We start from the raw sequence: 13,570 nt of genomic DNA on the forward strand, positions 1-13,570 counted from the left end.
GGGTGCGAAACGGGTCGGCGGCTCAGCCGCCGACGGAAGCCTGCTTCTGGCCAGAACCCTGCCGCGAGATGTAATCGCGAAAACTGATGCATTCGACGTCTGATTTGACGCAGACCTCGCCGGCAAAACGCTCCAGCGCGTTCCAGTAGGCGCCGTCATTCATCAGCGCGAAATGGAAGCCGAGTTGCAGCGGAACGCGCTTGCCCCGGTATTGATCCTCGAAGGCGGCGCGGAAAGCCTGGTAGGTGCGGTCCGCGAACTCGCCTGCCTTGCTAGGCCGCTCGAAGCCGCCGGAATGCCTGACATAGAGATTGTAGTCCATGGCGATCACCGGCCGCGATTTCGGTCCTTCCGGGATCTGCGGCAGTGAAAAGCGCGCGAGGCCGGCGGTGGTCGGCGGCTGGACCGGGCCGCGCGAGACGCCGCTGGCGTCGAACCGGTAACCGGCGGCGGGCAGCGCCTCGTAGAGCGCCTTGCTCGTCGACAGATAGGGCGCGCGGAAGCCAACCACCGCATGCCGCGCGAAATCGCGCCAGCCGGTCGGCTCGGGCTCGATGCCGTTGATCGCATAGGCGTTTTCGAGGATGTGCTCGAACGAGGCGAACTCCTTCAGCCAGTCGGCCTTGCTCCAGTCCTTGCCGTCGAAATGGCCGCAGCCATGACTGGCGATGTCATGGCCTTCCGATGCCGCAAGCCCGATCTGCTCCAGCCGCTGGCTCACTTCCTGCGTCGAGGCGGCGAAGCCGATGTTGGATTTGCCCGATGTCTTGCCCGGCGCGGTGTATTGGCTGCGCGTTTCGGGTGACAGCAGGAAGACACAGGAGAGGAAATAGGTGAAATGCGCTCCGGTGCGCTTCGCCAGCGCCCGGCTGCGCTTCCATTGCGAGATGTCGCGGGCGCTGTCGAAGGAGATGATGACGACCTGCTTCGGCCTTGCCGGCAAAGGCGCCCGCGAGCCGGGTGGATCGGCGAAAGCCGCACCGGCCGTGGCAAGCGAAGCGAGACAGAACGCGGCAACGCGAGACGAAAAGAATATTGGCAACAGCTACTGACCCCGGACGGTTTTGGCCCCGCTATAGCGCAAATGTGGCGTGGGTGCGGTGGCCTTTTCGTCCGTTTGCCCCGCGAATAGGTGATTTTCCGGTCGAACCCCTTCCATGCCGACAAAATTTCGCTAAAACGCGGGCTCGCGAACGCTCCGGCCCGGGGCAGGAATGGTTTTATTGATGTCCGACGACAGTTTTATCCGTGAAGTCAACGACGAGATCCGTCGCGAACAGGCGCAGAAGCTGTGGGACCGTTTCGGCCCGGCCCTGCTTGTGGTCGCGGTGCTGGTCGTGCTCGGCACCGCCGCCTTCGTCAGCTACCGCTACTGGGACGAGACCCGTGCCAACCGTTCGGGCGATGCTTTCTCGCAAGCGTTGAAGCTGGCCAATGACGGCAAGAACGACGAGGCGCTGACCGCGCTCGATCAACTGGAGAAGGATGGCTACGGCGCCTATCCGCTGCTCGCCCGCATGCGCGCTGCCACCGTCAAGGCCGACAAGGGCGACGTCGATGCCGCCGTCAAGGATTTCGACGAGGTGGCGGCCGACGCCGCCATTCCCCAGGGCATTCGCGACATGGCGCGGTTGAGGGCGGCGCTGCTGCTGGTCGATCACGGCTCCTTCGCCGATGTGTCGAGCCGCGTCGAGGCCCTGACCTCGGACACCAACACGCTGCGCCACACCGCGCGCGAGGCGCTCGGGCTGGCCGCCTGGAAGGAAGGCAAGACCCAGGATGCGCTGAAGCTGTTCGACCAGATCGCCGCCGATGACGGTGCCCCGCGCAACACCCGTGAACGGGCGACCCTGATGTCCGAGCTGATCCGCGGCTCGGGCAGCGCGTCGTGACATATGAGCTTCAAAGTCGCCATCATTGGCCGGCCTAACGTCGGCAAATCGACTCTTTTCAATCGGCTGGTGGGAAGGAAGCTGGCGCTTGTCGATGACACGCCGGGCGTCACCCGCGACCGCCGCGTCCATGCGGCAAAGCTTTACGACCTGCATTTCGACGTCATCGACACTGCGGGTTTCGAGGACGCCGCCGCCTCGACGCTGCCCGGCCGCATGCGTGCGCAGACCGAGATCGCTATCCGTGAGGCCGACCTGATCTTCTTCACCGTCGACGCCAAATCCGGCCTGTTGCCGGACGACCGGACCTTTGCCGAGATCGTGCGCAAATCCGGCAAGCCGGTCGTGCTGGTCGCCAACAAGGCCGAGGCGAAGGGCGCGCAGGGCGGCATGCTGGAGGCCTGGGAGCTCGGGCTTGGCGAGCCGGTTCCGGTCTCGGCCGAACACGGCCAAGGCATGCCCGACCTGCGCGACGCGGTGATCGCCGCACTTGGCGAGGCGAGAGCCTTTGGCGAAGATGAGGACGACGACGAGGAGATCGCCTCCAGCGAGGTGCTGATCGGCGAGGATATCGCCGATCCCGACGCCGACGAGGTGCCGGCCTATGACGACACCAAGCCGATGCGCATTGCCGTCGTCGGCCGCCCCAATGCCGGCAAGTCGACGCTGATCAACGCGCTGATCGGCGAGGAGCGGCTTTTGACCGGACCGGAAGCCGGCATCACCCGCGATTCCATCTCGGTCGATTGGGACTGGCGCGGCCGCCGTATAAAATTGTTCGACACCGCCGGCATGCGCCGCAAGGCCAGGATCCATGAAAAGCTCGAGGTCATGTCGGTGCAGGATGGCCTGCGCGCCATCCGCTTCGCCGAGATCGTCATCATCGTGCTCGACGCCACCATCCCGTTCGAGAAGCAGGATCTCCAGATCGCCGACCTGATCATCCGCGAGGGCCGCGCGCCGGTGATCGCCTTCAACAAATGGGACCTGATCGACAATCCGCAGGAACTCTTGGCCGAACTGCGCGAAAAGACCGAACGGCTTTTGCCGCAGGCGCGCGGCATGCAGGCGGTGACGGTTTCGGCCGAGACCGGACGGGGCCTCGACAAGCTCATGGAAGCCGTCATCCGCACGCACAAGGTCTGGAACAGCCGCGTCTCGACCGGCAGGCTCAATCGCTGGCTGGAAGGCATTCTTGCGCATCATCCGCCGCCCGCGGTTGCCGGTCGCCGGCTGAAGGTCAAATATGTCACGCAGGCCAAGACGCGCCCGCCGGGCTTCGTCGTCTCGTGCTCGCGCCCGGATGCGATGCCGCAATCCTATGTCCGCTATCTCACCAACAGCCTGCGCGAAGCCTTCGACATGCCGGGCGTACCGATCCGCATGGCGTTGAGGACTTCGGACAATCCCTTTGCCGGCAGGGCCAAGAAGCGCTGACGTCCGGGGGAAGGGTGCCAACCCTTCGACGCGGTGTAGACCCTGGAATGACGAAGAGGGGTTGCGACCAGGGCCTAGGCGACCTTCAGCAGGTTCTCATCCGTCCGCGCGCCCTCCGGTAGTGCCTGCCGCGCCGCTTCCAGCAGGATATCGGCGAGGCGGGCGGCCACCGGTTCGGGTTCGGCATCCCTGCGGTGCAGGAACAGCGTCATCCTGGGCAGCGCCGGCAGACCGGCAATCTCCGGCGTCATCGCGCTGACGCTGGCCGGCAGGCCGATGTCGGTGCGGATCGTCAGCCCGAGCCCGGCTGCAACAGCCGCCCAGATGCCACCAAGGCTCGGGCTGGAGAAGGCCATACGCCAGGGCAGGCCGGCGCGGTCGAGCGTTTCGGTTGCGACCGTGCGCAACAGGCAAGGTGCTTCCAGCGCCACCAGCGGCAGCGGCTCGCCATGGCGCAGGCTGGTCTCGATGCGCTTTGCCGGGCCGATCCAGCGCATCTGCACGTCGGCGACATGCTGGCTGTATGGCAGCGTCGCGCCGCTGTGCCAGGCAAGTGCGATGTCCAGGCTGCCCGAGATGATCCGCTCCGCGAGCTCATGGCTGCGCGCGATGCGGGCCTCGATCTTGACTTTGGGATGGGCACGGGCGAAGCGGCCGAGCACGTCAGGTAGCACCGCCTCGCCAAAATCCTCCTGCAGGCCGAGCCGCACCCAGCCTTCCAGCTCGACATCATGGATGGCGGCTGCCGCCTCGTCATTGAGCTCGACCAGCCGCCGCGCATAGCCGAGCATGGTCTCGCCGGCTTCCGTCAGCGCCAGCCCGCGTCCCGACTTGCGGAAGATCGGCGTCGCCGCCTGCTCTTCCAGCTTCTTCAACTGCGCGCTGACCGCCGAGGTCGAGCGGCCAAGCCGGTCGGCCGCCTTGGCGAAGCTGCCAAGCTCCATTCCGGTGACGAAGCTTCTGAGGACGTCGAGGTCGAATGTCACGCGTCGCATGATAATCCCGTTTTTTAGGATTGTGCGTCAAAAACTTCCTGATTTTATGGACAAAGCTATGGCGATAGACATGCGCCGTCAAGGCCGGTCACCGGGCCGCAAACGGGAATGAAACCATGTCCGCCACCGTCACCCGCACCGATTGTCAGTCGACGCCACGGGCCGAAGGCTCCGGCTCCAGGACCTTCGCGCCCAACCACCGCTGGAAGGTGCTGGGCATCGGCGTCGCCGCCAATGCCGGTTTTTCCGCTACTTTCTCCGGCATACCGGCAACCGCGGTGCTGATGCGGCAGGGCTATCATCTCGGCAATGCTCAGCTCGGCCTGGCGCTTGGCCTTCTCGGTCTGGGCGTTGCGCTCAGCGAACTGCCCTGGGGCCTGCTCACCGATCGCTGGGGCGATCGCCGTGTGCTTTTGACCGGGCTCGGCGCCACGGCGGCGTGGCTGTTCCTGATGGCGTTGCTCATCGTTCCATCCTCGTCCGGCGAGCCGGGCGTTCATGTCCTGGCCGCTGCCTTGCTCGTCACCGGCCTGCTCGGCGGCAGCGTCAACGGTTCGAGCGGCCGCGCCATCATGGGCTGGTTCCGCGAAGGCGAGCGCGGATTCGCCATGAGCATCCGGCAGACGGCGGTGCCGCTTGGCGGCGGGCTGGGCGCTCTTGTCCTGCCCTCGCTTGCCGCCAGGCATGGCTTCGCGGCGGTCTATGGCCTGCTCGCCGCCTTCTCCGTGATCTCCGCCTTCTTCGCCTGGCGCTGGCTGCACGAACCGCCGACGCAGGGTTCGGCCGCGCCGACCGTTCTGGCCGGGCCCCCGCCGCTGCGCAATGTCGAGGTCTGGCGCATCGCAGCGGCCATCGGCCTGCTGTGCTTTCCGCAAGTGGCCGTACTCACCTTCGCATCGGTCTTCCTGCACGACTTCGCCGGCATGGGGACCCTGGCCACCAGCGCAAGCCTCGCCGCCGTGCAGACCGGCGCCATGGCGATGCGCGTCTGGAGCGGCCGCTTCACCGACCGCCACGGCAACCGCCGGCCGTTCCTGCGCCTGTGCAGTGCGCTCAGCGCGCTTGCCTTCACGCTGCTCTGGCTGCTGGTCCTGGCCAGCCCGACCATATCAGGCGGCCAACCCGTCGTGATGGCCACGCTTCCCGTGATGCTGATTGTCGCAGGCATCCTGGTCTCCGCCTGGCATGGCGTCGCCTACACCGAGCTTGCCACGCTTGCCGGCGCTGGCCATGTCGGCACCGCGCTCAGCCTGGCCAACAGCTTAGTTTTCATAGGTTTCTTCCTGGTTCCGGTGGCCATTCCGGGGCTCTTGCATCTCTGGTCCTGGCCCGGCGTTTGGTTGTCGGCGGCGGCGTGCGCGTTGATCGCGTGGCCCATCTTCCTGCGGCCGGCCTCCATGTCCGTCCCGCCGCAAAACCGCCCCACTTCGCAACCACGAGCCTGAGCCGACCGGGAAAACCCGATCGAAGCTGTTAACGTCCCATCAAGGTTAATGCATCATTTTGCTCTCCAGTGGGGTCAGTAGCGTTCCTGGAGAGAGTTCCGTGCATCGACGTGTCTTGACGCGCCTTGTTGCCGTCGCCGGTGAGAAGAAACGCAGCCTCGTGGCACCTTTCATCGTCGGCCTCGGCATCTGGATCGGATTTCCGACGGTTTCCGCCTACCAGGATATGACGAGCCTCGTTTCCGGCCTCGAGGCGCCGACCCGCTGGAATTCCTATGTCGAGAAATCCGTCGCCGGATCGGTCCATGCCGCCGAGATGCCGTTTGTCGACGACGCTGTGACGGGTTCGCTCTCCGGATCGGGGGTGCGCCTGCCCGGCGTCGGCGCCGTCTCCTTTCGCGGCAAGGGCGGCAAGGTCAGCACTACGCCTGATGAGGACCGCATCGTGCGCGCCGACAAGAAGGGCCGCATCGTCCAGATCTCTCCCGTCGCCCCGCCGAAGAACTTCAACGCCGGCTCGATCTTCGAGCGCACCTCATCCCTGCTGCGGCCCAGCATGGACAGCGGCCTGAAGATGGCTTTCGCCAAACCCCAGATCAAAGGCAAGGAAATCCAGATCGCCGCGGCATTCCACGCGCGTGAGGACAAGAAGCCGGATCCCGGCGTGTCGCCCATGCTTGCCGCCCTGGTCAACAACGATCATCCGGATGTGCTGGCGACGGCCTATGCGCAGGCCGCGCCCGATTATGCCAAGGCGTCGCCCTTCGAGGCCCTGCTCCAGGACGAGGAGCCCAACAACGGCCGTTTCATCCCGCCGATGGCCAAGGGCGACCATTCGTGGATCCAGAATCCACTTCCGGCGAGCGTCTTCTCCAAGCCCGAGCAGAAATGCCTGGCCAACGGCATCTATTTCGAGGCGCGGGGCGAATCCGTGCGCGGCCAGGCCGCCGTCGCCCAGGTCATCCTCAACCGTGTCCGCAATCCGGCCTATCCCAATTCGATCTGCGGCGTCGTCTACCAGAACGACAGCTGGTTCAACCGTTGCCAGTTCTCCTTCGCCTGCGACGGCAGGAAGAAGCGCATCGACAACCCGGTCGCCTACAAGACTGCGCAGGACGTCGGCATGGCGGTGACCGCCGGCAAGGTCTTCATTCCCGAAGTCGGATCGTCGACCCATTACTATGCCAATTACGTCCATCCCAACTGGGCGGGTACGATGCAGAAGATGACCAAGATCGGCCTGCATATCTTCTACCGCACCTATGGCGGCGGCTGGAGCTGAACGCCCGATAGGCGTCCATATTTTTGCGCGGCTGCGCGGTCTCTCGAAGAGCCGTCGCGCGGAGGATTCGCTCAAGGCGTCCGCGCCGCCATGGCGGGCACGATGTCGCACCTCTCTATTATATTGATTTCATTGTATAAAATACATGGTAACGAACTTCCGCCCGTGGCTTGACGGGCGCAAACCCTCTAACTATGTTGCCGGCGACTTTAGAAGCGGACGGACGGTGACGGTCTGCCCGGGCAGGGGGGTTGCGATGGCCGATGAAACTGGGCCAGGCGGAACCGGAGAAACCGGCCGCGGCAAGCAGCACGAAGCCGCCATCCGCGACGACGAACTTGAGCGCCGCCGGCGTGAACTTGAAGCATCGCTTGCGACAAGACGGCCGGACCGGCTCGAGGGGAAAGACGCGAAACCAGTGACCGGGTACGGTCAGGCACTCAAGCTGTCCAGCGAGTTCATCGCCGGGGTGGTGGTCGGTGCCGCCATCGGCTGGATCATCGACCGTCTGGCGGGGACATCGCCATGGGGTCTGATCGTGTTTCTGCTGCTTGGTTTTGGCGCGGGCGTGCTCAATGTCATGCGTTCGGCAGGCGTTGTGGCGGAATTCGGACAGGGCGACAAATCGCGCTCTGGCCGCGACGACAGCAAGTGACCGCCCTTCAGGCGGCATTTGGAAATAGCCGCCTTTCGACGGGCGGCATGGTAACAAGGCCGCATGCGGCACTGACGGGGTTTGAACGTGGCAGCTGACAAGGTCGATCCGATCCACCAGTTCCATATCAACAAGCTGATACCGATCGATATCGGCGGCTACGACTTGTCCTTTACCAATTCGGCGCTGTTCATGGTCGCGACCGTGGTTGTCGCCGCGGCATTCCTGTTTCTGACGACGTCGAGCCGCAGCCTCGTTCCCGGCCGGCTGCAATCGATCTCCGAAATGGCCTATGAATTCGTCGGCAACATGTTGCGCGACGCCGCCGGCACGCAGGGCATGAAGTTCTTTCCCTTCGTGTTTTCCCTGTTCATGTTCGTGCTGGTCGCCAACCTGCTTGGCCTGTTCCCCTATTTCTTCACCGTCACCAGCCACATCATCGTCACCTTCGGCCTCGCCGTCTTGGTTATCGGCACCGTGATCGTCTACGGTTTCGGCAAGCACGGCCTTGGTTTCCTCAAGCTGTTCGTGCCGCAAGGCGTGCCGGTGTTCCTGCTGCCGCTGGTGGTGCTGATCGAAGTGATCTCCTTCGTCTCGCGCCCTGTCAGCCTCTCGGTTCGTCTGTTCGCCAACATGCTCGCCGGGCACATCACGCTGAAGGTCTTCTCCGGCTTCGTCGTCAGCCTCTCGGCGCTGGGCGCGGTCGGCGTCGCTGGCTCGGTGCTGCCGCTGGCGATGGCCGTGGCGTTGACCGCGCTCGAACTGCTGGTCGCCTTCCTTCAGGCCTATGTGTTCGCGGTGCTGACCTGCATGTATCTCAACGACGCCCTGCACCCGGGGCACTGATAAAAAATTTCCGGCGCAAGAGTTTTCAACATTGCCGCCGGAATGGAATCGCAACGGAATTTCAGATCCAAAGGAGTTGAACAAATGGACGTAGAAGCAGCAAAGTACATCGGCGCCGGCATCGCTTGCCTCGGCATGGGCGGCGCGGGCATTGGCCTCGGCAACATCTTCGGCAGCTATCTCTCGGGCGCGCTGCGCAACCCGTCGGCCGCCGATGGCCAGTTCGGCCGTCTGATCTTCGGCTTCGCCGTGACCGAAGCTCTGGGCATCTTCTCGCTTCTCATCGCGCTGCTGGCCCTGTTCGGCTGAGCCCCTGTTTGGCTGAGCCGCTATTTGGCTAAGCTATGGGAAGATTGGACAGGCCGGCCGCGAGAGCGGCGGGTCTGATATCAGGGGATAGTCCATGTTCGTGACATCTGCCTTTGCGCAAGAGTCCGCGCCTGCCACCGAGGCTGGCCACGCTGCGACGGAAGGCGACACGCATTCCGGCACCAGCGTGCCTGCCGAAGCTCATGGCATGTTTCCGCCATTCGATCCGGCGACGTTTCCGTCGCAGCTTCTTTGGCTGGCGATCACGTTCGGGCTCTTCTACCTCTTCCTGAAGAGGGTGGTGGTGCCGCGCGTCGGCGGCATCATCGATGTCCGCAACGACCGTATCAGCCAGGATCTCGATCAGGCCGCGAAGTTGAAGGGCGAGGCCGACGCCGCCGTTGCTGCTTACGAGCAGGAGCTGGCGGAAGCCAAGAAGAACGCCAACGCCATCGGCCAGCAGGCCAATGACGCGGCCAAGGCGGAAGCCGAGACCGCGCGCAAGAAGATCGAGGCCGCGCTCGACGAGAAGCTCGGCGAGGCCGAGGCGCGCATCTCTTCCATCAAGGCCAACGCCATGAAGGAAGTCGGCAGCATCGCCGAGGACACTGCCTCGGCGATCGTCGAGGCGCTGGTCGGCGGCAAGGCCAGCAAGGCCGAGATCGCGGCCGCGGTCAAGTCCGTGGCCGGGTGAGGAGCGCATCATGGACGCCACATCTCTTGCAACGCTCTGGGCCACGATCGCCCTGGTCATCTTTTTGGGTATCGCCATCTACATCAAGGTGCCCCGCCTGATCGCCAAGGCGCTCGATGCCCGCGCCGCCAGGATCAGCAGCGAGCTTGACGAGGCGCGCAGGCTGCGCGAGGAGGCCCAGCAGTTGCTTGGCCAATACCAGCGCAAGCGCAAGGAAGCCGAGCAGGAGGCCGCAGACATCGTCGCCGCGGCCAAGCGCGAAGCCGAACTGCTCGCCGCCGAGGCGCACAAGAAGACCGAGGACTACGTCGCGCGGCGCACCGCTCTTGCCGAACAGAAGATCGGCCAGGCCGAGCGCGAGGCGATCGGCGAAGTGCGCGCCAGCGCCGTCGACATCGCCGTCGAAGCCGCTCGCACGCTGCTCGCCGGCAAGATCGACGCCAAGGCCGGCGCGGATTTGTTCAAATCCGCGCTCCAGGATGTGAAGGCGAAGCTGAACTGAGCCTTGACCGACGCAGAACAATCAAAAGCCGCCTGGGCAACCTGGCGGCTTTTTTGTTGGAGCAGTGCGCAGAAGCTGCCAATCTCCCCCCTCGTGGGGGAGATGCCCGGCAGGGCAGAGGGGGGCGCTGTCCCGCCAGCCTGTCAGACAATCCCTCAGACAATCCCTGCGCTGCCTTGCGACTTCTGCGTGAGTAGAAGTAGTTCTGGAAGGTAGCGATCTTTCGCGCCCCCCTCTGTCCTGCCGGACATCTCCCCCACGAGGGGGGAGATCAGCTATATCGCTGCCGGCTCACTCCAGCCCGGCGAAGCTCTCTTCTTCCACCACCTCGGCACCTTCAAGCCTGAATGGCGCGAACGACACGCGGTGCAGCCGCGCCACCGGCCCGTGCGTCTCGATCGCGGTGCGATGGCGGACCGTGGCATAGCCCATATGCACTTCGAAGCCGTAGTGCTGGTGATGGCTGCCGCAGCCGCACATCATGCGGTCGCGCATCACCTTGGCGACGATCGAGGCGGCGGCGATGGATTGCGAGCGCTGGTCGCCCTTGATCAGCGCGCGCCCCGTGCAAGGCAGGCCCGGCGGCACGTCGCGCCCATCGGCAAGCGCGAGCTTCGGCTGCACCGGCAGGCCGGCGACCGCACGGCGCATCGCCTCCAGGCTCGCCTTGAGGATGTTGCTGCCGTCAATGCCCTCGGCGCTGACCGAGGCCATCGACACGCCGAGCGCGGAGCCGATGATGCGCACGAACAGCGCCTCGCGTTGCAAATGGCTGAGCCGTTTGGAATCGTCGAGGCCGTCAGGGATGTTGGCAGGGTCGAGCACGACCGCAGCCGCCACCACCGGTCCGGCCAGCGGGCCGCGTCCGGCCTCGTCCATCCCCGCGACCGGCCACAGGCCTTCGGCCATCGCCTTCGTCTCGAAGGAGAAATCGGGTTTCTCGACGATTTCGAAGAGAGGCGGAGAATCAGAACGCGCGCGAGCCATGTTGCGGCGAGGTTCGCATCGGCTCTGATTCTCCGCAAGTCCCTCCGGGTCGGGTGGGGCGCCGGACCGGGAGGGCACCGTCTGCAGGCCGGGGCAGGCCGGACGGGATTTTTTCGCCACGGCGGCAAACAGCCGCGGTCGTTCAAAGCAGCATCAACTGCTCCTGGTCCTTGCCGGCGGCGACGAACTGGTCGGTCCGCAGCGTGCGCCGCTCGGCATTGAGACCGAGCCGCTTGGCGGTGATTTCGAAGCGCCGGCCGATCTGCCAGGCGTAAGGACCCGCGCCCTTCATGCGCTTGCCCCATTCCGAATCGTAATCCTTGCCCTCGCGCATCGAGCGGATCAGCGACATCACATGGCGATAGCGGTCGGGATAGTGGCGCAGCAGCCAGTCCTTGAAGATCGGGCTGACCTCGAGCGGCAGACGCAGCACGACATAGCCCGCCTCGCGTGCGCCGGCATGGTGCGCCGAATCGAGGATGCGTTCCATCTCCTGGTCGGTCAGCCCGGGGATGATCGGCGCCACCATGACCGAAGCAGGGATGCCGGCATCCGCAAGCTGCCTGATCGCCTCCAGCCGCTTGGCCGGCGTCGAGGCGCGTGGCTCCATGGTGCGCGCCAGCATGCGGTCGAGCGTCGTCACCGACAACGCCACCTTGGCGAGGCCCCGTTCGGCCATGCGTGACAAGATGTCGATATCGCGCGTCACCAGAGCGGATTTGGTGACGATGCCGACCGGGTGGCCGCGCGCCTCCAGCACTTCGAGGATCTCGCGCATGATCCGGTGCTGCTTCTCGATCGGCTGGTAGGGATCGGTATTGGTGCCGATGGCGATGGTCCGCGGCTGGTAACCGTCCTTCGACAGTTCCTTGTCGAGCAGGCGCGCCGCGTCGGGCTTGGCGAACAGCTTGGATTCGAAATCCAGCCCCGGCGACAGGCCCATGAAACTGTGCGTAGGCCGCGCAAAGCAATAGACGCAGCCATGCTCGCAGCCGCGATAGGGATTGATCGAGCGGTCGAACGAGATGTCGGGCGATTCATTGCGGGTGATGATGGTACGCGGCTTCTCGACCTGTACCTCGGTCTTGAAGGGAGGCAGTTCCTCCAGCGAGTTCCAGCCATCGTCGAAGACATGCCGGCTGACCGGCTCGAACCGACCGGACGGGTTGATGCCTGCCGACCGGCCGCGGTTGCGGTCGGGGCGGACGCGCATGCCGTTCTGCTCGATCATCGCGTTGGCCATTTCGGCTCGTCCTGCTCCGAAGGCGGCAATGTCGGCGCGCATGATCGGTTCCATCTTCGCCCGCTCCCAGGGACTGTCCATGTTGTTTCGAATCGCTCTGCTCATGAATTTAATCCTATTTGCCGAACGAGAACAAAGCAAGAACTTTCTATGGTGCGCCGCAAAAACTGGCGCTGCGTTCCGCTTTCCGCTATTCGGCACACGATGCTCACCGTTCTTATCGAGACCCACAATGACGAGGAGGGCCTCGCCCGCACGCTGGCGACGCTGATCGGCGGCGCGGTCGAGGGCGTGGTGCGCGAGGTCATCGTCTGCGACACCGGTTCCACCGACCAGACCCATCGCGTCGCCGAGCATGCCGGGTGCCAGTATGCGACCGACGGCGTCGCGGCGGCCATCCGGCACGCGAAAGGCGATTGGCTGTTGCTGCTGGAACCGGGCGCGCGGCTGGTCGACGGATGGATCGACGATGTCGTTGCGCATACAGCGAGGCAAACCATGGCGGCGCGGTTTTCACGCACACGCGCCGGCCGCGCGCCATTCCTGGCCCGTATCTTCTCGGGAAACCGTGCCTTGGCCGACGGGCTGCTGATCAGCAAGCGCCAGGCCACATCCTTGTCGAAAAGAGCCGGCAGCGCCGAGGCTCTCGCTCGCGGCCTGGCGACCAAGCGGCTGGATGCCGAAATCTGGGCCGCTCCGGCAAAACAAGAGCACCGCCCGTCCAAATGATTTTGCAGCTGCTCTGTCTACGTGCGTTGCACATGTGACGCGCAGCTAGCTTCCGATCACGCGGGTGCCGGCGCGCAGGCCGCGGCTGATGAAGGAAGTGGTTTCGGTGTCTCGCGGTCCTCGCGCCGGCGCTTCCACGGCGAGCCGGTCATTCGCTAAAACGCATCTCCACAGGCATCCAGCGAAGACGACGTCTGGCTTGACGCTCTGCCTTGCTTTCCGCGTCGTAGTCGACCGGGATCGGTTCCTGACTGAACGACCTTTGATCGTCCAGGGCGTTGATGATGACGATTGCCCTGGCATCGTCCTCTCCGGCGATTGCGGCGGTATAGACACCGCATTCACCGCAGATCAGGTAGTCGGCCGTCCCCAATCCAAAACGGTATTTCTTCAATCGCTGGATGTCCTTGACTGAGATGACCAGCCTGCCGTCCGGATCGGCGACGGCGCGCGAGCCATGCTTGGTACAGAACGAGCACTGGCAGGCGCGAACCTCGATTGTCGATGGATCGAGCTCGGTTGAAAATCGAAGGCGTATGTTGCCGCAATGGCAC

At 64.6% G+C, this 13,570-nt stretch carries 15 protein-coding genes; 10 read left to right on the forward strand and 5 right to left on the reverse strand.

All coding sequences use genetic code 11. The annotated features are described in order from the left end of the window. Nucleotides 1-22: 22 nt before the first annotated feature. A complete protein-coding gene (locus FJ949_RS18175; protein WP_140498122.1) occupies nucleotides 23-1,036 on the reverse strand; it encodes a polysaccharide deacetylase in 1,014 nt (337 codons plus the stop codon). 190 nt (nucleotides 1,037-1,226) lie between these two features. Between FJ949_RS18175 and FJ949_RS18180 the strand changes: the two genes are divergently transcribed. After that, the gene (locus tag FJ949_RS18180) at nucleotides 1,227-1,892 is read left to right on the forward strand and encodes a tetratricopeptide repeat protein (protein WP_140497952.1); all 666 of its coding nucleotides are present in this window, start codon (nucleotides 1,227-1,229) and stop codon (nucleotides 1,890-1,892) included. A 3-nt stretch (nucleotides 1,893-1,895) separates the two neighbouring features. Next, nucleotides 1,896-3,329: a ribosome biogenesis GTPase Der gene (gene der, locus FJ949_RS18185; protein WP_140497954.1), complete on the forward strand. Its 1,434-nt coding sequence runs from the start codon at nucleotides 1,896-1,898 to the stop codon at nucleotides 3,327-3,329. A gap of 74 nt (nucleotides 3,330-3,403) precedes the next feature. Here der and FJ949_RS18190 read toward each other — a convergent pair whose 3' ends face one another. Further along, on the reverse strand, nucleotides 3,404-4,324 hold the full coding sequence (locus FJ949_RS18190; RefSeq protein ID WP_140497956.1) for a LysR substrate-binding domain-containing protein: 921 nt from the start codon (nucleotides 4,322-4,324) through the stop codon (nucleotides 3,404-3,406). A 116-nt stretch (nucleotides 4,325-4,440) separates the two neighbouring features. On the opposite strand from FJ949_RS18190, the gene FJ949_RS18195 reads away from it, so the two are divergent. From FJ949_RS18195 to FJ949_RS18225, 7 genes are all read left to right on the forward strand, one after another. Next, the gene (locus FJ949_RS18195; protein WP_140497958.1) at nucleotides 4,441-5,769 is read left to right on the forward strand and encodes an MFS transporter; all 1,329 of its coding nucleotides are present in this window, start codon (nucleotides 4,441-4,443) and stop codon (nucleotides 5,767-5,769) included. A gap of 100 nt (nucleotides 5,770-5,869) precedes the next feature. Then, nucleotides 5,870-7,051: a cell wall hydrolase gene (locus FJ949_RS18200; protein ID WP_140497960.1), complete on the forward strand. Its 1,182-nt coding sequence runs from the start codon at nucleotides 5,870-5,872 to the stop codon at nucleotides 7,049-7,051. Between the two features lie 256 nt (nucleotides 7,052-7,307). Next, nucleotides 7,308-7,706 (forward strand): AtpZ/AtpI family protein, encoded by a 399-nt coding sequence (locus FJ949_RS18205; RefSeq protein WP_140498124.1) that lies wholly within the window; start codon nucleotides 7,308-7,310, stop codon nucleotides 7,704-7,706. An 87-nt stretch (nucleotides 7,707-7,793) separates the two neighbouring features. After that, a complete protein-coding gene (locus FJ949_RS18210; RefSeq protein ID WP_140497962.1) occupies nucleotides 7,794-8,552 on the forward strand; it encodes a F0F1 ATP synthase subunit A in 759 nt (252 codons plus the stop codon). Between the two features lie 84 nt (nucleotides 8,553-8,636). After that, on the forward strand, nucleotides 8,637-8,861 hold the full coding sequence (locus tag FJ949_RS18215) for a F0F1 ATP synthase subunit C (protein ID WP_140497964.1): 225 nt from the start codon (nucleotides 8,637-8,639) through the stop codon (nucleotides 8,859-8,861). 94 nt (nucleotides 8,862-8,955) lie between these two features. Further along, nucleotides 8,956-9,555: a F0F1 ATP synthase subunit B gene (locus FJ949_RS18220; RefSeq protein ID WP_140497966.1), complete on the forward strand. Its 600-nt coding sequence runs from the start codon at nucleotides 8,956-8,958 to the stop codon at nucleotides 9,553-9,555. Nucleotides 9,556-9,565: 10 nt separating this feature from the next. Next, nucleotides 9,566-10,057: a F0F1 ATP synthase subunit B gene (locus tag FJ949_RS18225; protein ID WP_140497968.1), complete on the forward strand. Its 492-nt coding sequence runs from the start codon at nucleotides 9,566-9,568 to the stop codon at nucleotides 10,055-10,057. A 291-nt stretch (nucleotides 10,058-10,348) separates the two neighbouring features. Here the strand turns inward: FJ949_RS18225 and FJ949_RS18230 are convergent, their stop codons facing one another. After that, nucleotides 10,349-11,044, reverse strand: a complete 696-nt coding sequence (locus FJ949_RS18230) for a ribonuclease HII (protein WP_140497970.1) — start codon at nucleotides 11,042-11,044, stop codon at nucleotides 10,349-10,351. 142 nt (nucleotides 11,045-11,186) lie between these two features. Then, nucleotides 11,187-12,341 carry a PA0069 family radical SAM protein gene (locus FJ949_RS18235; RefSeq protein ID WP_140498126.1) on the reverse strand — a complete coding sequence of 385 codons (1,155 nt, stop codon included), beginning with the start codon at nucleotides 12,339-12,341 and terminating at the stop codon, nucleotides 11,187-11,189. 150 nt (nucleotides 12,342-12,491) lie between these two features. On the opposite strand from FJ949_RS18235, the gene FJ949_RS18240 reads away from it, so the two are divergent. Beyond that, the gene (locus FJ949_RS18240) at nucleotides 12,492-13,016 is read left to right on the forward strand and encodes a glycosyltransferase (protein WP_140497972.1); all 525 of its coding nucleotides are present in this window, start codon (nucleotides 12,492-12,494) and stop codon (nucleotides 13,014-13,016) included. Nucleotides 13,017-13,164: 148 nt separating this feature from the next. On the opposite strand, the gene FJ949_RS18245 is transcribed toward FJ949_RS18240, so the two are convergent. Then, nucleotides 13,165-13,410 (reverse strand): hypothetical protein, encoded by a 246-nt coding sequence (locus tag FJ949_RS18245; RefSeq protein ID WP_140497974.1) that lies wholly within the window; start codon nucleotides 13,408-13,410, stop codon nucleotides 13,165-13,167. Nucleotides 13,411-13,570: the final 160 nt, after the last annotated feature.

Source organism: Mesorhizobium sp. B2-4-1 (genome assembly GCF_006442185.1).
Classification (GTDB): domain Bacteria; phylum Pseudomonadota; class Alphaproteobacteria; order Rhizobiales; family Rhizobiaceae; genus Mesorhizobium.